The sequence below is a fragment of the Microbacterium alkaliflavum genome, assembly GCF_044325405.1.
Classification (GTDB): Bacteria; Actinomycetota; Actinomycetes; order Actinomycetales; family Microbacteriaceae; genus Microbacterium; species Microbacterium alkaliflavum.
The window spans coordinates 1-21240 of record NZ_JBIQWL010000010.1; the positions used below are offsets into that span (position 1 = coordinate 1).

The 21240-nt window shown below is 69.6% G+C and carries 19 protein-coding genes; 6 read left to right on the top strand and 13 right to left on the bottom strand.

Annotation, left to right across the window (positions count from 1 at the left end):
- On the bottom strand, window positions 1-126 hold a 126-nt coding region (locus tag ACH3VR_RS19080; protein ID WP_397558048.1), incomplete at its 3' end, for an ROK family protein.
- A 171-nt stretch (window positions 127-297) separates the two neighbouring features.
- Here ACH3VR_RS19080 and ACH3VR_RS19085 point away from each other — a divergent pair.
- Window positions 298-2127 carry an AMP-dependent synthetase/ligase gene (locus ACH3VR_RS19085; protein WP_397557912.1) on the top strand — a complete coding sequence of 610 codons (1830 nt, stop codon included), beginning with the start codon at window positions 298-300 and terminating at the stop codon, window positions 2125-2127.
- A 57-nt stretch (window positions 2128-2184) separates the two neighbouring features.
- Here the strand turns inward: ACH3VR_RS19085 and def are convergent, their stop codons facing one another.
- Genes def through ACH3VR_RS19100 form a run of 3 tightly spaced genes read right to left on the bottom strand, consistent with a single transcriptional unit; the run spans window position 2185 to window position 8054 of the window.
- Window positions 2185-2676, bottom strand: a complete 492-nt coding sequence (gene def, locus ACH3VR_RS19090) for a peptide deformylase (protein WP_397557913.1) — start codon at window positions 2674-2676, stop codon at window positions 2185-2187.
- A 1-nt stretch (window position 2677) separates the two neighbouring features.
- Window positions 2678-4600, bottom strand: coding sequence for a MinD/ParA family ATP-binding protein (locus ACH3VR_RS19095; RefSeq protein ID WP_397557914.1), 1923 nt, complete (start codon window positions 4598-4600; stop codon window positions 2678-2680).
- A gap of 46 nt (window positions 4601-4646) precedes the next feature.
- Complete coding sequence (locus tag ACH3VR_RS19100) at window positions 4647-8054, bottom strand: pyruvate carboxylase (RefSeq protein ID WP_397557915.1); 3408 nt, start codon at window positions 8052-8054, stop codon at window positions 4647-4649.
- A gap of 74 nt (window positions 8055-8128) precedes the next feature.
- Between ACH3VR_RS19100 and ACH3VR_RS19105 the strand changes: the two genes are divergently transcribed.
- Complete coding sequence (locus ACH3VR_RS19105; RefSeq protein WP_397557916.1) at window positions 8129-8938, top strand: ParA family protein; 810 nt, start codon at window positions 8129-8131, stop codon at window positions 8936-8938.
- A 60-nt stretch (window positions 8939-8998) separates the two neighbouring features.
- On the opposite strand, the gene ACH3VR_RS19110 is transcribed toward ACH3VR_RS19105, so the two are convergent.
- The 3 genes from ACH3VR_RS19110 to ACH3VR_RS19120 form a co-directional block, all read right to left on the bottom strand.
- Window positions 8999-9544, bottom strand: a complete 546-nt coding sequence (locus tag ACH3VR_RS19110) for a MerR family transcriptional regulator (RefSeq protein WP_397557917.1) — start codon at window positions 9542-9544, stop codon at window positions 8999-9001.
- A 112-nt stretch (window positions 9545-9656) separates the two neighbouring features.
- Window positions 9657-10352 carry a transcriptional regulator FtsR gene (gene ftsR / locus ACH3VR_RS19115; RefSeq protein ID WP_397557918.1) on the bottom strand — a complete coding sequence of 232 codons (696 nt, stop codon included), beginning with the start codon at window positions 10350-10352 and terminating at the stop codon, window positions 9657-9659.
- Complete coding sequence (locus ACH3VR_RS19120) at window positions 10352-10846, bottom strand: FHA domain-containing protein (protein ID WP_397557919.1); 495 nt, start codon at window positions 10844-10846, stop codon at window positions 10352-10354. The genes ftsR and ACH3VR_RS19120 overlap by 1 nt, the downstream gene beginning before the upstream one ends.
- A 172-nt stretch (window positions 10847-11018) precedes the next feature.
- Between ACH3VR_RS19120 and ACH3VR_RS19125 the strand changes: the two genes are divergently transcribed.
- The gene (locus ACH3VR_RS19125; protein ID WP_397557920.1) at window positions 11019-11369 is read left to right on the top strand and encodes a hypothetical protein; all 351 of its coding nucleotides are present in this window, start codon (window positions 11019-11021) and stop codon (window positions 11367-11369) included.
- A gap of 28 nt (window positions 11370-11397) precedes the next feature.
- Here the strand turns inward: ACH3VR_RS19125 and ACH3VR_RS19130 are convergent, their stop codons facing one another.
- A complete protein-coding gene (locus ACH3VR_RS19130) occupies window positions 11398-11799 on the bottom strand; it encodes a hypothetical protein (protein WP_397557921.1) in 402 nt (133 codons plus the stop codon).
- 113 nt (window positions 11800-11912) lie between these two features.
- Here ACH3VR_RS19130 and ACH3VR_RS19135 point away from each other — a divergent pair, with 113 nt between their 5' ends.
- Both ACH3VR_RS19135 and lpdA read left to right on the top strand, forming a co-directional pair.
- The gene (locus ACH3VR_RS19135; protein ID WP_397557922.1) at window positions 11913-12563 is read left to right on the top strand and encodes a copper resistance CopC family protein; all 651 of its coding nucleotides are present in this window, start codon (window positions 11913-11915) and stop codon (window positions 12561-12563) included.
- 9 nt (window positions 12564-12572) lie between these two features.
- Complete coding sequence (gene lpdA, locus ACH3VR_RS19140; protein ID WP_397557923.1) at window positions 12573-13973, top strand: dihydrolipoyl dehydrogenase; 1401 nt, start codon at window positions 12573-12575, stop codon at window positions 13971-13973.
- Between the two features lie 120 nt (window positions 13974-14093).
- On the opposite strand, the gene ACH3VR_RS19145 is transcribed toward lpdA, so the two are convergent.
- Genes ACH3VR_RS19145 through ACH3VR_RS19160 form a run of 4 tightly spaced genes read right to left on the bottom strand, consistent with a single transcriptional unit; the run spans window position 14094 to window position 17492 of the window.
- A complete protein-coding gene (locus tag ACH3VR_RS19145; protein ID WP_397557924.1) occupies window positions 14094-14711 on the bottom strand; it encodes a CYTH domain-containing protein in 618 nt (205 codons plus the stop codon).
- A 5-nt stretch (window positions 14712-14716) separates the two neighbouring features.
- Entirely contained in the window at window positions 14717-14935 is a 219-nt protein-coding gene (locus ACH3VR_RS19150; protein WP_397557925.1) for a response regulator, read from the bottom strand.
- A 46-nt stretch (window positions 14936-14981) separates the two neighbouring features.
- A complete protein-coding gene (locus tag ACH3VR_RS19155) occupies window positions 14982-16511 on the bottom strand; it encodes a CoA-acylating methylmalonate-semialdehyde dehydrogenase (protein WP_397557926.1) in 1530 nt (509 codons plus the stop codon).
- 42 nt (window positions 16512-16553) lie between these two features.
- Window positions 16554-17492 carry an NAD(P)-dependent oxidoreductase gene (locus ACH3VR_RS19160; protein WP_397557927.1) on the bottom strand — a complete coding sequence of 313 codons (939 nt, stop codon included), beginning with the start codon at window positions 17490-17492 and terminating at the stop codon, window positions 16554-16556.
- A gap of 146 nt (window positions 17493-17638) precedes the next feature.
- On the opposite strand from ACH3VR_RS19160, the gene ACH3VR_RS19165 reads away from it, so the two are divergent.
- Window positions 17639-18529, top strand: a complete 891-nt coding sequence (locus ACH3VR_RS19165) for a LysR family transcriptional regulator (protein ID WP_397557928.1) — start codon at window positions 17639-17641, stop codon at window positions 18527-18529.
- A 240-nt stretch (window positions 18530-18769) separates the two neighbouring features.
- Here the strand turns inward: ACH3VR_RS19165 and ACH3VR_RS19170 are convergent, their stop codons facing one another.
- Entirely contained in the window at window positions 18770-21226 is a 2457-nt protein-coding gene (locus ACH3VR_RS19170; RefSeq protein WP_397558049.1) for a glycogen/starch/alpha-glucan phosphorylase, read from the bottom strand.
- Window positions 21227-21240: the final 14 nt, after the last annotated feature.

Sequence of the window (21240 nt, forward strand, 5' to 3'; positions counted from 1 at the left end):
GGCATCTTCCAGAGCGGCGGTGTCGACCGGAGTCTCGACGCGGAGCTGTTCGACGATACGGCCGTCTTCATCGACCACGCCTCCCGCGATCTTGGTCCCGCCGATGTCGATTCCGACCTTGAGCACGCCGCCGCCTCCTCCTGCCCTCGCGCGCGCGACGGCGCTGAGAAGTCTATCCGCGAGATGAGGCGTGCAATTGCCCACAGTCGGCGGCCCGCGCCCGGTAGGCCGGGGTGCCTGCGATTAGACTCCGAAGAGGCCCGCCGAGAGATGAATTTCGGTACCGAAGGAGTTGCCGTGGTCCAGTTCGAAGTCCCCGCGATCGTCCCCGCCGACCCCCAGGCGAACGTGACCGACCTGCTCGTCGAGCGCGTCAAGCGCACGCCGCAGCTGGCGCTGTTCGCCGTCCCGGAGGGCGACGGGTGGCGCGACATCTCGGCCGCCGAGTTCCAGCGCCAGGTCATCGCCCTCGCGAAGGGCTTCGCCGCCGCGGGGATCGAGCCCGGCGACAAGGTCGGCTTCATCGCGCGCACGACGTACGAGTGGACGCTCGTCGACTTCGCCCTGTTCTATGCCGGCGCGGTCATGGTGCCGATCTACGAGACGAGCTCGGCGGCGCAGATCCAGTGGAACCTGTCCGACTCCGGAGCGATCGCCTGCATCACCGAGTCGCCCGACCACACGGCGCGCCTCGAAGAGGTGCGCGCCGACCTCCCGCTCATCCGTTCGACGTGGAGCCTGCACGCGGGCGACCTCGCGAAGCTGGTCGAGCAGGGCAAGGGCGTCGCCGACGACGAGATCGAGCGGCGCCGCAACATCGCGAACTCCGCCGACATCGCGACCCTCATCTACACGTCGGGCTCGACCGGGCGGCCCAAGGGCTGCGTGCTGACCCACGGCAACTTCGTGGAGTTGAGCCGCAACTCGGCCAAGGCGCTGCACGAGGTCGTCGAGATGCCGGGAGCGTCGACGCTCCTGTTCATCACGACGGCGCACGTCTTCGCACGCTTCATCTCGATCCTCGCCGTGCACTCGGGCGTCAAGACCGGCCACCAGCCCGACACCCGCAACCTCCTGCCGGCGCTCGGATCGTTCAAGCCGACCTTCCTCCTCGCCGTCCCGCGCGTCTTCGAGAAGGTCTACAACTCGGCAGAGCAGAAGGCCGAGACCGGCGGGCGCGGCAAGATCTTCCGCTCGGCCGCGAACACGGCCATCGAGCACTCGAAGCTCCTCGAAGAGGGCAAGAAGGTGCCGCTTGGCACCAAGCTCAAGTTCTGGCTGTTCGACCGCCTCGTCTACAGCAAGCTGCGCGAGGCGATGGGCGGCAAGGTCGTCTACGCGGTGTCGGGCTCCGCTCCCCTGGGCTCGCGGCTCGGCCACTTCTTCCACAGCCTCGGCGTCGTGATCCTCGAGGGCTACGGCCTCACCGAGACGACCGCGCCGGCGACCGTCAACCTCGCGACGAAGTCGAAGATCGGCACCGTCGGGCCGGCGCTGCCGGGTGTCGGCATCCGTCTCGCCGACGACGGCGAGATCGAGGTGCGCGGCATCAACGTCTTCAAGGAGTACTGGCGCAACCCCGAGGCGACCGCCGCCGCGTTCGACGGCGACTGGTTCAAGACCGGCGACATCGGCTCGTTCGACGATGAGGGCTTCCTCAAGATCACGGGCCGCAAGAAGGAGATCATCGTCACGGCGGGCGGCAAGAACGTCGCGCCCGCGGCGCTCGAAGACCCGATCCGCGCCAACCCGATCGTCGGGCAGGTCGTCGTCGTCGGCGACCAGAAGCCCTTCGTGTCGGCGCTCGTGACGCTCGACCCCGAGATGCTTCCGACGTGGCTCGCCAACAACGGGCTCCCCAAGGACATGTCGCTGACGGATGCCGCGAAGAACAGCGCCGTGCGCGCAGAGGTGCAGCGCGCCATCGACAACGCGAACAAGTACGTCTCGCGTGCCGAGTCGATCCGCAAGTTCGCGATCCTGCCGACGGAGTGGACCGAGGCGAGCGGGCACCTGACGCCCAAGCTCAGCATCAAGCGCAACGTCATCCTGCAGGACTTCGCGTCCGACATCGACGAGCTCTACAACGTCCCCGTCGCGACGACGAACGTCTCGCTCGGCGGCTGACGCCGCAGGCTCAGCGAGAGGACCCCGGGCATCGCGCGGGGTCCTCTCGCTTCCAGCCTAGAACCAATCCGATTCGCGGATCTCGCGCATCGCGACCTTGCGGGTCTCGGGCGAGAGGCGCTGGATGTACAGCATCCCGTCGAGGTGATCGGTCTCGTGCTGCAGCGCCTGCGCGAGCAGTCCCTCGCCCTCGAGCACGACCTCGTTGCCGTCGAGGTCGATGCCGCGCACCTTGGCATGGGGATGCCGCAGCGCGTCGTGCCACAGCCCCGGGACGGAGAGGCATCCCTCCCCCGTGGGCTCGGGGTCGCCCGAAACCTCGACGATCTCGGGATTGAGGATGTACCCGATGTCGCCGTCGATGTTGTAGCTGAACGCGCGCAGGCCCACGCCGATCTGCGGCGCCGCGACGCCGGCCCGGCCGGGGAGCTCGACCGTGTCGAGCAGGTCCTGCACGAGAGCGCGCACGCCGTCGTCGATCTCGTCGATGCGCGCGCTGGGCGCGCGGAGCACAGGGTCGCCGAAGAGGCGGATGGGACGGACCGTCACGTCAGGCGGCCGGAGCGAGCGCGCGCAGGCCCTCGACGATGCATGCGGCGAGCTCGCGTGCGGCGAGGCGCGTCTGAGGCTTGAGGTCGCGGAACGCGATGGCGCTTCCCGCGGCGATCAGCGGGTCGTAGGGCATGCGCACGACTGCGCGCACGCGCGTGCTGAAGTGCGTCTCGAGCTCGTCGAGGCGCACGAGCGGCGTGCCCGGACGCGCGTTGTTGAGCACGACGACGGCGCTGCGCACCTGCTCGGCGTAGCCGTTCGTCTCGAGCCACGTGAGGGTCTCGGACGCGAGCCGCGCCTCCTCGACGCTCAGGCCCGACACGATGACGAGCTGGTCGGCGAGTTCCAGGGTCGCCTGCATGACGGAGTGCACGATGCCGGTGCCCGTGTCGGTGAGGACGATCGAGTAGTAGTGCGCGGCGATCGCGGCGACGTCGTGGTAGTCCTTGTCGCTGAACGCCTCGGAGACCCGCGGGTCGGCGTCGGAGGCCAGCACGTCGAGACGCGTGTCGTCGCGCGCGACGATCGACGAGATGCCCGCGTAGCCCGAGATCTCGCCGCGGGCGCGAGCGAGGTCGCGCACCGTCTTGCCGTTCTGCCGCGCGATGCGGTCGGCGAGCGTGCCCCGGTCGGGGTTGGCATCGACGGCGATGATGCGGTCGTCGCGGGCGTCGGCGAGAGCCATCCCGAGCAGCGTCGTGACCGTGGTCTTGCCGACGCCGCCCTTGCGGGAGAGGACCGGCACGAATCGGGCGCCGCCGCCGAGCGCGGCCGAGATGCGGCGGTCGAGCTCCTTGCGGGCGCGGGCGCGCTTGCCGTCGCCGAGGTTCACGCGGTGACCCGTGATCGAGTAGACGAAGTGCTGCCACGCGCCCTCGGGCTCGGGCCGCACGACCTGGTGCGGGTCGAGCAGGCGGTCGGCGGTCAGGAGATCGGCCGACTCGCGTCCGGGCTCGAACTCGCCGAGGCGCTTCGAGGTGAGCGTGACGTCGGGGCGAGGCTGCACGCGCTCGAGCGAGTGCGCGCGTTCCAGCTTGTCCACGGCGTCCGCGTTGGCCTCGCGGCGGGTCGTGGGGTTCGATCCCGTCGTGGTGGGGAGCGATTCAGGCTTCTGCTGCTCGGTCACGATCTCGGCCTCCACGGTCGAATCTGTCCGTCCCCCGGACTCGGCGATGTCATCAGTGTCGTCGAAATCGAGATCGAGGTCGAGGTCGTCGTCGCCCTCGAGCTCGGAGTCGACGAGGCCGTCGTCGTCGAACGCCTCTACGATGACGGCCACGCCCTGATCCTCGTCGACGGTGTCGTCAGCATCCTCGTCGAGGGTGTCGTCAGCGAGTGCGGATGCCGGGGTGTCTTCTTCGGCCTGGGCTTCGTCGGCCACGATCTCGGCGTCTTCGACGACTTCCGCCTGGGAGGCGGGCTCGGCGTCAGCCCCCGCGGCATCGTCCGCCACGTCGGCTTCAACGAGGTCGACGTGCACGACCTCGATCTCCGATTCGCGACCCGCTGCCTCGTCGACCGGCTCGGCGTCGAGGACGGCCTCTCCCACAGGGACGTCCGCAGCCATGGGCTCGGCCTCTTCGATGGGCTCGTCCACCTCGACGGGCTCCGGCTCCGGCTCCGGCTCCGCCTCCGCCTCGGCGAGCTCGCCGGCGGCCTGGCCGAGCCACGCCGCCTCGTACGCGGGCCGTTCCAGGCGCGGCGAGAATTCGACGTCGATGGCCTCGACCTCGACCTCGTCACCCACGACGTCGTCGTCGTCGAGCTCCTCGTCGTCGGACGACGACGGAAGCATGACGCTCACCTGCTCGGTGCCGCCACCGAGGATCCCGAGGGCCGTCGTATCGAGGCCCTCGGTCTCGGCGAGCACACCGTTCTCAGTCTCTTCGTCAGGGTTCTGGTCGTTGCGATCGGGCGTCACTGCATGGTCTCCATGGGGTGATCGGGCATCTTCCCCACCCCCCAGGCTACTGGGCGGGGCGGATGACGACCAAAAGGTCGCCTGCCTCCACCTGCTGTGTACCCTCGATCGCCACCCGTTCGATCACCCCGTCGACGGGAGCCGTGATGGCGGCTTCCATCTTCATGGCCTCGATCGACGCGACGGGCTGACCGGCGACGACGGCCGCGCCGACGTCGACCTTCACGGTCACTGCGCCGGAGAACGGCGCGGCGACCTGGCCGGGCTTCGACGTGTCGGCCTTCTCGGCCTGGCGAGTCTCGACCTTGATGCCGCGGTCGCGCACGTACACCGGGCGAAGCTGACCGTTGAGCGTCGTCATCACGGTGCGCACGCCCTTGGCGTCGGCCTCGCCGATCGCTTCGAGGCCGACATAGAGCTGCACGCCGGGGTCGATCTCGGCGACGTGCTCCTCGCCGGGCTTCAGGCCGTAGAGGTAATCCGGTGTGCCGAGCGTCGACAGATCGCCGTAGGTCTCGCGGTTCGCCTCGAACTCGCGGGCAGGACCGGGGAACAGCAGGCGGTTGAGCGTGCGTCGCCGTGATGCGGCGTCGCCCTCGAGCCCCTCGCGCTCGGCGTCGGTCAGCGGCGGGATCTCGATCGACACCTGCCGGCCCGCGAGGACCTTCGTCCGGAACGGCTCGGGCCATCCGCCGGGAAGGTCGCCCAGCTCGCCCGCCATGAAGCCGACGACGGAATCGGGGATGTCGTAGCTCTGCGGGTTCTCCGCGAAGTCCGCGGGATCGGCCTTCGCGGCGACGAGCGCCAGCGCGAGATCGCCGACCACCTTGGACGACGGCGTCACCTTCGGGATGCGTCCGAGGATCCGGTCCGCCGCGGCGTACATGTCCTCGATGCGCTCGAAGTCGTCGGCCATGCCGAGCGCGATCGCCTGCTGACGCAGGTTCGACAGCTGTCCGCCGGGGATCTCGTGGTGGTACACGCGGCCGGTCGGACCCGGAAGACCGGACTCGAACGGGGCGTACAGGTGGCGCACGGCCTCCCAGTACGGCTCCAGGTCGCTGACGGCCGCCAGGTCGATGCCGGTGTCGCGCTCGGTGTGCACGAGCGCTGCCACGAGCGCCGACAGCGACGGCTGGCTGGTCGTTCCGGACAGCGGGGCGGCCGCGGCATCCACTGCGTCCACGCCTGCGGCACTCGCGGCCAGCAGCGTTGCGAGCTGGCCGCCCGCCGTGTCGTGCGTGTGCAGGTGGACCGGCAGGTCGAACCGCTCGCGCAGCGCCGTGACGAGCTTCGCCGCGGCAGCCGGCCGGAGGAGACCCGCCATGTCCTTGATGGCGAGGATGTGGGCGCCGGACTGCACGATCTCGTCGGCGAGACGGAGGTAGTAGTCGAGCGTGTAGAGCTTCTCGGCCGGGTCCAGCAGGTCCGCCGTGTAGCAGACGGCCACCTCGGCGAGGGCGGTGCCGGTGTCGAGCACCGAGGCGATCGCGGGGCGCATCTGGTCGACGTCGTTGAGGGCGTCGAAGATCCGGAAGATGTCGACACCCGTCGACGCAGCCTCGCGGACGAACGCGTCGGTGACCTCGACGGGGCGCGGCGTGTAGCCGACGGTGTTGCGCCCGCGCAGGAGCATCTGGATGGGGATGTTCGGGATCGCCTCGCGGATGGCGGCCAGGCGCTCCCACGGGTCCTCCGCGAGGAAGCGCAGCGCGACGTCGTAGGTCGCACCGCCCCACGCCTCGACCGAGAGCAGTCCGGGCGTCATGCGGGCGACGTGCGGTCCGACGCGCACGAGGTCGCGCGTGCGCACGCGGGTCGCGAGGAGCGACTGGTGTGCGTCGCGGTAGGTCGTCTCCGTGACGGCGAGCGGAACCTGCGCGCGCAGGGCCTTGGCGAAGCCCTCGGGGCCGAGCTCGCGAAGCCGATCGAGCGTCCCGGCGGGTGCGGGCGTCGACAGGTCGATGGCCGGCAGCTTGCTGCCCGGCGACACCGACAGCGGCTTGTCTCCGTACGGCCGGTTCACCGTCACGTCGGCGAGCCAGTTGATGAGCTTGGTCGCGCGGTCGCGTGACGGGTGGCTCGTCAGCAGGGCGGGCCGCTCTTCGATGAACGCCGTGCTGAGGTCGCCCTCGACGAACGACGGGTCGTCGAGCACGGCGCGCAGGAACGGGATGTTCGTCGCGACGCCGCGGATGCGGAACTCGGCGAGCGCGCGCTTGGCCCGCGCGACGGCAGCCGGGAAGTCGCGTCCGCGGCAGGTGAGCTTCGCGAGCATCGAGTCGAAGTGTGGGCTGATCTGCGATCCCGCGGCCGTCGTGCCGCCGTCCAGGCGGATGCCGGCGCCGCCGGGCGAGCGGTACGTCGTGATGCGTCCCGTGTCGGGGCGGAAGCCCTGCGCCGGATCTTCGGTCGTGATCCGGCACTGGAGCGCCGCGCCGCGGAGCACGATGCTGTCCTGGTCGAGGCCCAGGTCTTCCAGCGTCTCGCCGGCGGCGATGCGGATCTGCGACTGGACCAGGTCGACGTCGGTGACCTCTTCGGTCACGGTGTGCTCGACCTGGATGCGCGGGTTCATCTCGATGAAGACGTGCTGGCCGGCGCGCTCCCCCGCCGTGTCGACGAGGAACTCGACGGTTCCGGCGTTGACGTAGCCGATCGACTCTGCGAAGGCGACGGCGTCGCGGTGCAGCGCGGCCCGGAGCTCGTCGGAGATGTTGGGCGCGGGCGCGATCTCGATGACCTTCTGGTGGCGGCGCTGCACGGAGCAGTCGCGCTCGTACAGGTGGACGGTGTGACCCGTGGCATCCGCGAGGATCTGCACCTCGATGTGGCGCGGGCGCACGACAGCCTGCTCGAGGAAGACGCGCGGGTCGCCGAAGGCGGCTCCGGCCTCGCGCATCGCCTCCGCGATCGCGGGCGGCAGGTCGCCGGGCGTCTCGACCCGGCGCATGCCGCGCCCGCCGCCGCCGGCGACGGCCTTCACGAAGATGGGGAATCCGATCTCGGGCGCCTGCGCGACGAGCGCGTCGACGTCCTCCGAGGCCTCGGTCGACTTCAGGACGGGGACGCCCGCCGCGATGGCGTGCTCCTTCGCCGTCACCTTGTTGCCGGCCATCTCGAGGGCCTTGGAGGGCGGGCCGATGAACGTGATGCCGTTCTCGGCGGCACGCGCGGCGAGCTCGGGATTCTCGGAGAGGAATCCGTACCCGGGGTAGATGGCGTCCGCGCCCGACTCGAGCGCGACGCGGATGATCTCCTCGACGTCGAGATACGCGCGAACGGGATGCCCCTGCTCGCCGATGACATACGACTCGTCGGCCTTCTGCCGATGGAGCGAGCCGCGGTCCTCATAGGGGAACACCGCGACAGTGCGCGCCCCCAATTCGAACGCCGCGCGGAACGCGCGAATCGCGATCTCGCCTCGGTTTGCGACCAGGATCTTCCGGAACATGCGCACCTCGCTGGGGCCGTCGACACGTGGGGCCGAGTGTGCTCTCAGCCTACGGGAAGGTAACGTAGACCCTTGTGCACGTACTCTCGGTCAGCTCCCTCAAGGGTGGAGTCGGCAAGACGACCGTGACTCTGGGCCTCGCATCGGCCGCCTTCGCACGTGGAGTCCGCACGCTCGTCGTCGACCTCGACCCTCAATCCGACGTTTCCACCGGCATGGACATCCAAGTCGCCGGTCGGCTCAACGTCGCCGACGTCCTCGCCAACCCCAAGGAGAAGGTCGTCCGTCAGGCGATCACTTCGAGCGGCTGGGCGAAGGTGCACCCCGGCACGATCGACGTCATGATCGGAAGCCCGTCGGCCATCAACTTCGACGGTCCGCACCCGAGTGTGCGCGACGTCTGGAAGCTCGAGGAGGCGCTCGCGACGATCGAGGCGGACTACGACCTCGTGCTCATCGACTGCGCGCCGTCGCTCAACGCGCTGACGCGCACCGCGTGGGCCGCGAGCGACCGGGTGATCGTCGTGACGGAGCCGGGTCTGTTCTCGGTCGCCGCCGCCGATCGCGCCCTGCGCGCGATCGAGGAGATCCGCCGCGGTCTGTCCCCCCGCCTTCAGCCGCTCGGCATCGTCGTCAACCGAGTGCGTCCGCAGTCGATCGAGCACCAGTTCCGCATCAAGGAGCTGCGCGACATGTTCGGCCCGCTCGTCCTCGCGCCGCAGCTGCCCGAGCGCACATCGCTGCAGCAGGCGCAGGGCGCCGCCAAGCCGCTGCACATCTGGCCCGGCGACTCCGCTCAGGAGCTCGCCGCCGACTTCGACGCGCTCCTCGACCGCGTCATGCGCACCGGCCGCATCCCGGTCCCCGGCGAAGCCCGCGCCTGACCGGACCGGGCGCACCTGCCTGGCGAGGGGCCCGCTCCCCGAGCGGAGCCGGCAGGGGCGCTACGCCGTGCGTGCCGTGCGACGAGCCGCGAGCTCGTCGACAGGGTCGGGCGACTGCGGGTCGAACTCGACGAGCGTCGTCTCGACCTCGCGCAGCACGTTGCCCACGGCGATGCCGAAGACGCCCTGTCCGCGGCTGATGAGGTCGATGACCTCGTCGTTCGACGTGCACAGATACACGGATGCTCCGTCGCTCATGAGCGTCGTACCAGTGAGGTCGCGGATGCCCGCCACGCGGAGCTGCTCGACCGCCGTGCGGATCTGCTGCAGCGAGATGCCCGTGTCGAGGAGGCGCTTGACGAGCTTGAGCACGAGGATGTCGCGGAAGCCGTAGAGGCGCTGCGAACCTGATCCGCTCGCGCCGCGCACGGTGGGCACGACGAGCTCGGTGCGCGCCCAGTAGTCCAGCTGGCGATACGTGATGCCGGCGGCTCGCGCCGCGACGGCTCCGCGGTAGCCGACCTCGTCATCCATCGCGGGAAGGCCGTCGGTGAAGAGGAGGTCGGATGCGAACCGGGGTTCGTCGGACGCTTCGCGAGCGGTCATGCGATGCCTCCCTCCCGGACCGTGTCCTCCAACGCTAGATCAGGCCCGCGTCACGAGCAACGACATCCGGCCCGGGGGCCCCGGCGTGTCGCGCGATCGGCCTGGCCGGTGGCTACGAGAGCAGCCGATCGAGAGCCGCGCGCACGAAGATCGCCCGCAGCTCTTCGAGCCGCTTGGCGAGTTCGGGGGCGAGTTCGTTCGCACGACCCCGGTTCGTGGCATCCGTCCGCATGAGCAGCGGAGCGAGCGCGGATTCGACGAGCGAGACGTCGCGTTCGGCGCTCTGCCGCAGCGTGCGCACGTGGCGCGGCTCGATGCCGTGCCGGTCGAGCGCGACGAGTGCGCGCAGGATCGCGACGTGCTGGTCGGTGTACGCCTCGGCTCCGGCGAGGACGCCCGTGCTGATGGCATCGTTGAGCAGCTGCGGCGCGGCGCCCGTCGCCGACAGCAGCTCGTCGCGGCGATAGCGACGCGGTGCCGGCACGATGGACGGCGGCGGGCTGGTCGTTGCAGGCGACGCAGGGTCACGGCCCGCGTCGACGTCTTCCAGGTACTCGCGGATGACGACGAGCGGAAGGTAGTGGTCGCGCTGCAGCGTGAGGGCGAGTCGCAGCCGCTCGAGGTCGGTCGGCGAGAACTTGCGGTACCCCGACTCCGTGCGCACGGGCGTCACGATCCCCTGGACCTCGAGGAAGCGCAGCTTGCTCGAGGTCAGCGTCGGGAACTCGGGAGCAAGTCGCGCGAGGACTTGTCCGATGCTCAGAAGACCCGCGGACGACGTGCGTTCGCGGGCTGCGGCCGACGACATCAGCCGTCCGCGGCCTGCGCCAGATCGGAGGGCGAGACGAAGAAGTTGAGGCGGAACTTCCCGATGCGCACTTCGGAGCCGTTGTCGAGCCGAGCACGGTCGACGCGCTCGCCGTTCACGTAGGTGCCGTTGAGGGAGCGCTGGTCGACGATCTCGAAGGACGAGGAATCCCGTGTGATCTCGGCATGACGACGCGAGACGGTGACGTCGTCGAAGAAGATGTCGGCTTCGGGATGCCGGCCGACGGTCGTGACGTCGGTGTCGAGCAAGTAGCGGGCGCCCGCCGTGGGGCCGGAGCGCACGATGAGGATGGCCGAACGCGCGGGCAGCGCCTCGATCGCGTCGAGCTCCGCCGTGGACAGGTCGGAGCCGAACGGGATGAAGGAGAGATCGGCGTCGTGGCCGAACGTCTGCGTCGTGTCGGCGGGGCGATCGGGGCTGTCATCAAAGCCCCCAGCGCGACGGATCTCGTCCGGTCGGCGATTGTCCTCCACGCTGCTCCTCCTCTTCCGATCCAGCCTATCCGATCGGCCACCGGCGTGAAGTGGTCGATCCCCGCCGACGACGGACGATCCGCAATGTTTCGTCCCGTTTCGCCCGAGATGCTCCGGCGCGGGACTTTCCCTAGCCTTGCGGGTATCCGAACCTAGCGATCAGGAGCCACTCGTGTCGACCCCGCACTCCCACATCCCGCCCCTCAAGGTGCGTGAGCGTGCGGCGTGCATGTGCGTCCACGGCCGGGCCTGCTCGACGTTCGCCCCCGGGCACGCGCTGCACCTCATCCAGTCGCGTCTCGCGTCGGCGACGCCTTCGGACTGGGTCGATGCGATCGTCGAGGCGACGCTCGCCGACGGCACGGTGGCGCTCCGGACTCTCGACGGCGCGCCCGTCACCGTCTGGAGCGGTGCGGGCGCAGCTCAGGAGGTCTTCGCCGGCGCGCCGGTGTCGCTGCACCAGCGCTACGACGTGCTCGCCGTGGGCCAGCGACGCTTCAACGTCGCGCCGCTGACCGTCTGATCCTTCTCGAAAAGCAGCGGCGACGAGCTCAGCTCATCGCCATCATGCTGTTCTTCATGGCCATGCAGGCGTCCATGCAGGCCTTGCACGCCTGAGCGCACATCTTGCACACGTCGCTCATGTCGGCGTGCTCCATGCACTCATCCATGCACTGCTGGCACATCGCGATGCAGGCGTCGAGCATCGCCATCCCGGTGGCGGCGTTCATGCCCTGCATGCGCATCATGGCGCGCATCATCGTGTTGCACATGTCGGCGCAGTTCATGCACGCGGGCGCGCAATCCATCATCTGCGTCGAGCACACCGTGCAGGCCTGCTCGCAAGCGGAGCAGGCGTCCATACACGCCTGCATGACGGACATGTCCATCATGTCCATGCCCGGCATCGACTTCATGTCCTTGGACATCATGTCCATCATCATCGAGTCCATCAACGCCTCCCTCTTTCCTTCTGTTACCGACTGTGTCGATGCGAACTCGCGCCGACACCGGCCATGCTATTGCGCAGGATCGCCGCACAGAAGACCCGGATAGGCTCCTCCGCGTGCCGTCACAAGGAATTAACGAACGCCGTCCGCTGCAGGTCCTCGCCGCGCTCGCCATCGCCGTCGCCGCCGTCTTCGCGACCACCGCTCCGGCCAGTGCGCATGACGAGCTGCTCTCCAGCGACCCTGCCGCCGACGCGACCCTCGACGCACTGCCGGCGCAGCTCACGCTCACCTTCAGCGGGCTGATCTCGACCGAGCCGGGGGCGAACGAGGTCGCGGTGACGGATGCCGCCGGCACGTCGCTCGTCGACGGTGCGCCGACCGCGAGCGACACCGTGCTCACGCAGAAGCTGTCGGGAGAGGCATCGGGTCTCGTCACCGTCCTGTGGAAGGCGGTCTCGAGCGATGGCCACCCGATCTCGGGCGAGTACTCGTTCACCGTCACGGGGGCACCGACTCCGACTCCGACGCCCACCGCGACGCCGACCGCGTCGGCGAGCTCCGCTCCCGTCGAGACGCCCTCCGCTACCGCGACGCCGGTCTCCGACGACGCCGGTTCCGGCGACGTCTGGCCGTGGATCCTCCTCGCCGTCGCGCTGCTCGCCGTGGCGGCCGCCGTCGTGTACCTCCTGACGTCGCGCGCGCGGCGGCAGCGGGCCCTTCAGGCCGGTCGTGCACCGGGATCGGAGCCCCCCGCCGACCGATAGGGTTGAGGCATGCCTCACTACGACGTCGTCATCCTCGGTGCCGGCCCCGGCGGCTATGTCGCAGCCGTCCGCAGCGCTCAGCTCGGTCTCTCCGTCGCGATCATCGAAGAGAAGTACTGGGGCGGCGTCTGCCTCAACGTCGGGTGCATCCCGTCGAAGGCGCTCCTGAAGAACGCCGACCTGGCCCACCAGTTCCACCACAAGGCGGCGCTGTTCGGCATCTCGGGCGACGTGTCGTTCGACTACGGCGTCGCGTGGGATCGGAGCCGCACGGTCGCCAACGGCCACGTCAAGGGCATCCACTTCCTCATGAAGAAGAACAAGGTGACCGAGTACGAGGGCCGGGGCACCTTCACGGGACCGAACGCCATCCGCGTCGACAAGGCCGACGGGTCGAGCGAAGAGGTCACCTTCGACAACGCGATCATCGCGACCGGCTCGAAGGTGCGCACGCTCCCGGGCGTGGAGATCGGCGGCAACATCGTGACGTACGAGGAGCAGATCCTCACGCGCGACCTCCCGAAGTCGATCGTCATCGTGGGCGCCGGCGCCATCGGCATGGAGTTCGGGTTCGTCATGACGAACTACGGCGTCAAGGTCACGATCATCGAGTTCCTCGACCGCGCCCTGCCCAACGAGGACGCCGACGTGTCGAAGGAGATCGCCAAGCAGTACAAGGGCTACGGCGTCGACATCCTCACCTCGACGAAGGTCGAGACCGTCACCGACCACGGCGACCGCGTCACCGTGACCTACACGCCGGTCGCCGGCGGCGAGACGCAGTCGATCGACGCCGACAAGGTCATGATGTCGGTCGGCTTCGCGCCGAACGTCGAGGGTTTCGGCCTCGAGGCGGCGGGCGTGCAGCTCAGCGACCGCGGCGCCATCGACATCGACGACTACATGCGCACCAACGTGCCCCACATCTACGCGATCGGCGACGTCACGGCGAAGCTGCAGCTCGCGCACGTCGCCGAGGCGCAGGCCGTCGTGGCCGCCGAGACGATCGGCAAGGCCGAGACGATGACCCTCGGCGACTACCGCAACATGCCGCGCGCGACGTTCTGCTCGCCGCAGGTCGCCTCGTTCGGTCTCACCGAGCAGCAGGCTCGCGACGCCGGCTACGACGTCAAGGTCGCGAAGTTCCCGTTCTCGGCGAACGGCAAGGCCAACGGCCTCGGCGAGCCCATCGGCTTCGTCAAGCTCATCGCCGACGGCGAGCACCTCGAGCTGCTCGGCGGCCACCTCATCGGCCCCGACGTCTCGGAGCTCCTCCCCGAGCTGACGCTCGCACAGAAGTGGGACCTCACGGCCCTCGAGGCGGCGCGCAACGTGCACACGCACCCGACGCTGTCCGAGGCGCTGCAGGAGGCGTTCCACGGCCTCGCGGGGCACATGATCAACCTCTGATCCGCAACGTCCGAAGGCCCGGGTTCGCCCGGGCCTTCGTCGTTCTTCGCGCGCGCTGCGGTTTCCAGCGGGCGCGGCGGAACCTCGAGGCGCGCACGCAGGAAACGGCGGCGCCGAGGCTCAGTGGCCGAGCGTGCGGGCGAGTTTGGAATCGGATGCTGCGGGGCGGGCACCTGCCGCGTGGGCGACCTCGGACGCCTCGGCGAGGAACCCGGCCGGGTCGTCGGGGGCGGCGGGGCCCAGCTCGAGCTCCCATTCGCGCCAGGTTCGCTCGACGCCGGCGCGCTCGTCCGTCGCGCGCACGTGGTCGTCGACGAACTCGGCGAGCACTCCCCCGTCGGCGCCCTGCAGGTGGTACGCCGTGCGGGTGTTGCGGATGCGCGCGAGCGGCGTGAGCTCGGCATCCGTCACCTTCGCCACCGCCGCGCGGACGCCGTCCGGCACCCGGTCGTCGTCGCCGAGCGGCCAGTGCCATTCCCGGCGACCGTCGCCCTCGCGCGGGCCCTTGATGTGCCAGCCGGCGTCGGGTCCGCCCGTACGGCGACGCACGGCGTAGCCGGCGCGGGCGAGCGCGAGGTCGGCGGTGTCGAGGTAGCGGGCGTCGAGCTCGCGCTCCTCCGGCGACGAGACCGAGGCGACGCCGGAGACCGACGTCCAGTCGGGCAGCGGGGTCGCGTCGTCGACGTCGAACTTCAGCTCGATCTCGAGCGACTGCGAGGGCTCGTCAGGCGAGGCCACGGAACTCAGTCGTCGACCGAATTGCCGATGTCGTCGGTCGCCTCGATGAACCAGAACGCGGCCTCGGTGGGGCCGTCGCTCGAGCCCGTGTGCTCGAGGCTGCCGTCGCGCTTGTAGACGATCTGGCCCTCGCCGTAGGGGACGATGAGCGAGTCGAGCTCGGGCTTCTCGAGGGGCAGGACCTGCCCGTCGAGGGGTCCTCCGTGGAGACGTGCGATGGCCATGAGCCGAGCCTACTCCCGGCTCCGCGAAGGAGCCGGGAGGCTGCTGTCAGTGAGTCGGGAATCCGAGGCTGATCTGGCTCTCGCTGGGCTCCGGCCAGCGGGTCGTCACGACCTTGCGGCGGGTGTAGAAGTTGAACGCCTCGGGGCCGTACATGTGCGTGTCGCCGAAGAGCGAGTCCTTCCAGCCGCCGAACGAGAACGCGCCGACCGGCACGGGGATCGGCACGTTGATGCCGACCATGCCGACCTCGATGTCGAACTCGAACTGCCGCGCGGTCTTGCCGTCGCGCGTGAACACGGCCGTGCCGTTGGCGTAGCGGTTCGAGTTGATGAGGTCGACCGCCTCGTCGTACGAGGCGACGCGCACGACCGACAGCACGGGACCGAAGATCTCCTCGTCGTACACGCGCATGCCCGGCTTGACGTCATCGACGAGCGAGGCGCCGATGAAGAAGCCGTCGCCCTCGAACTCGTGCGTGCGGCCGTCGACGACGACCTTCGCACCCTCGCCGGCCGCACTCTCGACGAAGCCCGCGACGCGCTCCTGCGCCTCCCGTGTGATGAGCGGGCCCATCTCCGAGCGGGGGTCGAGGCCGTCGCCGATCACGAGACCGCCGATGCGGTCGGAGACTTTGGAGATGAGCCCGTCGGCGACGTCGCCGACGGCGACGACGACCGACACCGCCATGCAGCGCTCGCCCGCCGACCCGTAGGCCGCCGAGACCGCGGCGTCGGCCGCGGCATCCAGATCCGCATCCGGCATGACGATCATGTGGTTCTTCGCCCCGCCGAGCGCCTGAACGCGCTTGCCGTTGGCGGCGGCCCGCGTGTAGATGTACTTCGCGATCGGGGTCGAGCCGACGAACGAGACGGCGCGGATGATCGGGTCGTCGAGGATCGCGTCGACCGCCTCCTTGTCACCGTGCACGACGTTGAAGATGCCCTCGGGCAGGCCTGCCTCGCGGAAGACGTCGGCGAGCCACACGGCGGCGGAGGGGTCGCGCTCGGACGGCTTCAGGATGACGGCGTTGCCTGCGGCGATCGCGGTCGTGACCATCCACAGCGGCACCATGGCGGGGAAGTTGAACGGCGTGATGCACGCGACGACCCCGAGCGGCTGGCGCACCTGGTGCACGTCGATGCCCGTCGCGACCTGCTCCGAGTACTCGCCCTTGAGGTGGTGCATGAGGCCCGTGCAGAACTCGACGTTCTCGAGTCCGCGGGCGACCTCGCCCATCGCGTCGGCGACGGTCTTGCCGTGCTCGGACGTGATGATGCGCGCGATCTCGTCGGCGCGCGACGAGATGATCTCGCGCACCTTGAACAGCACGGCCTGGCGCTTGGCGAGGCCGGTCTCCCGCCACGTGGGCTGCGCGGCCTTGGCCTTCTGCGCGGCGGCGTGCACGAAGTCCGCGGTCGCGAACGCGACCTCGGCCGTCTGCGCGCCCGTCGCGGGGTTGAAGACGCGGCCGCGCCGGCCTTCGGGGGCGAGCTTCTCGCCGGCGACGACGTGCGGGATCGTGCGCAGGGCCTCGGCGGCTTCGCCGGGGGTCTTCTCGATCGTGGGGGTGCTCATGGCGCTTCCTGTCTGGAGTGGGAGGGAGGTGGATGCCTGGAGTCAGGCGTGTGCGGGAATGCGGTCCGCGCTCGGGTCGTACCCGCGCAGCGTGCCGTCTGGGGTGGCGAAGAGGGTCACGAGGGTGCAGTCCTTGCCACCCAGGCCGCGCTCGGCGAGCTCGACGAGCTGCGACAGCGCGAGCTGGGCGGCGGGCAGGTGCACGCCTGTCGCGTCTCCGGCCTGCACGGCGAGCGAGCAGTCCTTGCGGGCGAGGTCGACGGAGAAGGTGGCGTCGAAGTTGCGGTTCGCGGCCGAGGAGGCGACGACGTCGGGCACGGGCCACCAGACGCGCTGCGGCCAGGAGCCGCCCGACGACGCGCCCGCGACGTTCCAGAAGACCTGCTGGTCGAGGCCGAGCTGCTCGGCGAGCTGCGAGCCCTCGGCCACCGCCATGACGCCGATGAACAGCATCATGTTGTTGACGAGCTTGGCCGCGATGCCCGCGGTGGCTCCGCCGCAGGCGATGACCGATCCGGCCATCGGGCCGACGAGGTCTTTCGCGCGCAGGACGTCTTCGTCGCGCCCGCCCAGCATGAAGGTGAGGGTGTGCGCCTCGGCGCCGGCCGTGCCGCCCGAGATGGGCGAGTCGACGAAGACGAAGCCGCGCTGCTCGGATTCCGTGTGGCACCAGTGCGACGTCTCGATGTCGACGGTCGACGTGTCGAGCAGCAGCGTGTCGGTCGAGGCGTTCGCCCAGATGCCGTCGTCGCCGTCGTAGACGGCGCGAACGTGCTGCGGCATCGGCAGCGATGTGAAGCACGCGTCGGCGCCTTCGAGCGCCTCGGCGATCGAGCCGACGATGGTGACGCCTCCGTCAGCCGCGGTGGCCGCAGCCGCCTCGTTGATGTCGTAGCCGCGCACGGTGTGCCCGGCGGCGACGAGATTGGCGGTCATGGGCGCGCCCATGTGACCGAGGCCGATCCAGGCGATCGTGGACATCACAGCTCCTGCGTCGTCGAAGGATGCTCCGCACGACGATACGGCGGAGGGGTTCGATGCCATCCAACCACTCGTCGCACTCGCGCTCAATGCACGATGCGACGCGAATGTTGCACGGAGTCTGTGCATTGGTGCACACTGCGGTCGTGGCATCCCCTCTCCGCGAACCGCAGCTCGACGCCCTGATGACGTTCCTCGCGGCGGCGCGGCTGGGACGCTACACAGCCGCCGCGGAGGTGCTCGGCGTCAACCACTCGACGGTGTCGCGGCGCATCGCGGCGCTCGAGGAGGCGATGGGCGGGCGCCTGCTCGTGCGCACCGCCGCGGGGTGGGACATCACTCCCCTCGGCCGCCGGGCGCTGGCGGTCGCGGAGCGCATCGAGGCGTCGGTGCGCGAGCTCGCCGAGGAGGGCGGCGCCGTGCAGGGCATGGTGCGCATCGCGGCGCCCGAGGCGTTCACATCTGTGTTCCTCGTGCCGGCGATGGCGGCGCTGCAGGCGCGGCATCCCGCCCTCGCGGTCGAGCTGATCGCCGCGACGCAGCGCGTGCGCCAGAACCGCTCGGGCGTCGATCTCGAGATCGTCGTGGGGCGACCCCAGGTGCACCGCGCCTACGCCACGCCGATCTGCGACTACGCCCTCGTGCTCTACGCGACGCCGGCCTACCTGGCGCGCGAGGGCACGCCGACGACGATCGCCGAGCTCGCGCGGCATCCGCTCAACTACTACATCGAGTCCTCGCTTCAGGTGGACGAGCTCGACCGCGCCATTCAGGCTCTGCCCGCCTCCCCCGCGTCGATCCGCTCGACGAGCGTGTTCGCGCACGTCGAGGCGGCTGCGGCGGGCGCCGGTATCGGGCTGCTCCCCGATTTCCTCGGGGATGCCGATCCCCGCCTCGTGCGCGTCCTCGACGGGGTCTTCTCACACCCGCTCGGCTACTGGGCCGTGACGCGCGACGAGGGCCCGCGCAATCCGGTCGTCGCCGAGGCGCTCAGCGCGATCCGGGAACACATCGCCGCGCTCCCCGGCAAGGGCTGAGCCCGCGCAATCCGGTCGTCGCCGAGGCGCTCAGCGCGATCCGGGAGCACATCGCCGCCGTCCCCGGCAAGGGCTGAGCCCGCGCAATCCGGTCGTCGCCGAGGCGCTCAGCGCGATCCGGGAGCACATCACTGCGGTCCCCGGCAAGGGCTGAGTCCGCGCAATCCGGTCGTCGCCGAGGCGCTCAGCGCGATCCGGGAGCACATCGCTGCGCTCCCGGATCGCCTCTGAGAAGACGGGTCAGAGCGTCGGCGGCGTGTGCCAGATGCGGTCGATGTAGTCCTTGATCGAGCGGTCCGACGAGAAGAATCCGCAGCGCGCGATGTTGAGGATCGCGGACCGGGTCCAGGCATCCTGATCCGCGTAGGCCAGGTCGACCCGTGCCTGCGCGTCGATGTACGACGAGTAGTCGGCGAGCACCATGAAGCGGTCGTCGTAGAGCAGGTTCGACAGGATCGGCTCGAAGACCGAGCGGTCGCCGCCCGAGAACGCGCCCGACGCGATGAGATCCATGGCGCTGCGCAGGTTGTCGTCGGACTGGTAGAAGTCCGACGGCTTGTAGCCCTTCGCCCACAGCGCCTCGACCTCCGGCTCGGACATGCCGAACAGGAAGAAGTTGTCGTCGCCCACGAGCTCGCGGATCTCGACGTTCGCGCCGTCGTCGGTGCCGACCGTGAGGGCGCCGTTGAGGGCGAACTTCATGTTGCCGGTGCCCGACGCCTCCTTGCCGGCGAGCGAGATCTGCTCCGACAGGTCGGCGGCGGGGATGACGCGCTCGGCGAGGGTGACGTTGTAGTTCGGCGGGAAGAGCACCTTGAGGCGGCCCTCGACGAGCGGGTCGTTGTTGACGACCTCGCCGACGGCGTTGATGAGGTGGATGATGCGCTTGGCCATCGCGTACCCGGGGGCCGCCTTGGCGCCGAAGATGAACGTGCGCGGGGTGATGTCGGCGGCCGTCGCGCGGCCCGAGACGATCTTGTCGTACTCGGTGACGATGTGGAGCACCTTGAGCATCTGCCGCTTGTACTCGTGCAGACGCTTGACCATGACGTCGAGCATGTGGTCGTCGCTGACGGTCAAGCCGTCGCGCTCGTGCAGCACGCTCGCGAGCCTGCGCTTGTTGCCCGCTTTGACGGCGGCGAACTTCTCGCGGAACTCGGGGTCGGCGGCGAACGCCTCGAGCCCGCGGAGGCGATCGAGGTCTACCGTCCAGCCGGCGCCGAGGGCCTCGGTGATGAGCTCGGCGAGGGTGGGGTTCGCGAGGCGGATGAAGCGGCGCGGCGTGACGCCGTTCGTGACGTTGGTGAACTTCTCCGGGAAGAACTCGTCGAAGTCGTGGAGCACCTTGTCGCGCAGCAGCTGCGAGTGCAGCTCGGCGACGCCGTTGACCTTGGCGCCCGCGACGGTCGCGAGGTACGCCATGCGCACCGACCGGTAGGGGTGCTCGCCGATGATCGACATGTTGCGGATGCGCAGCTCGTCGTCGCCGAATCGCTCGCGCACCTCCTCGAGGAAGTCGTCGTTGATGCGGTAGATGATCTCGAGGTGGCGCGGCAGCAGGCGGCCGAGCAGGTCGACGGACCACACCTCGAGCGCTTCCGGCAGGAGCGTGTGGCACGTGTACGCGAAGCACTGCTGCGTGATCGCCCACGCGGCATCCCATTCGAATCCGCGCTCGTCGACCAGCACGCGCATGAGCTCGGGCACCGCGATGACGGGGTGGGTGTCGTTGAGCTGGAAGATGACGCGGTCGGGCAGGTTCGTCAGGTCGAAGTCGCCCGGCAGCACGTTGTCGAGGAAGTCGCCGATGGATGCAGCGACGAAGAAGTACTGCTGCTGCAGGCGCAGCTCCTTGCCCTGCGGCGTCGAGTCCTCGGGGTAGAGCACCTTGGAGATGTTCTCGGCGAACGTCTGCGCGCGGACGGCCTCTTCATAGTCGCCGGAGTTGAAGATGCGCAGATCGAAGGCGTCGGTCGCCACAGCGCGCCAGAGGCGGAGCGTGTTGACTCGGCCGTTGTGGTACCCGGGAACCATGTAGTTGTAGGGCACCGCCTTCACATTCCAGCCCGGGATCCAGCGGCTTCGCGTGACGCCGCGGTCGTCGTACGTCTCGGTGTGGCCGCCGAACGAGATCTGCTGCGCAGCCTCGGGGTGCGGGAACGACCACGGGGAGCCCAGAGAGAGCCAGGCATCCGGCTGCTCGACCTGCTGCCCATCGACGAACGTCTGCCGGAAGATGCCGTACTCGTAGCGGATGCCGTAGCCGATGCTCGGCACGCCCAGCGTCGCGAGCGAGTCGACGAAGCACGCCGCGAGGCGTCCGAGTCCGCCGTTGCCGAGGCCGGGCTCGACCTCCATCTCACGCAGGTCGTCGATGCGGATGCCGCACTCGGCGAGGGCGTCGGTCGCGATGTCCGTCAGGCGCGCGGCCAGCAGGTTGTTGTCCAGCTGCCGCCCCAGGAGGTACTCGGCGGAGAGATAGCACACGCTCTTCGCCTGCAGATCGTTCTGGCGGCGCTGATCGTCGAGCCAGCGCGCCATGAGGTAGTCGCGGACCGTGCCGGCGAGGGCGAGGTACTGGTCGTTCCGGCTCGACGCCGAGAGCGAGACGCCGATGTCGAAGTTGAGGTTCTGCAGGAACTGCTTGACGAACCCGTCGACCGTCGAGAGCGGCGCGCTCACGGGTGCGAGGGCCAGGGGATGCGTGGCTC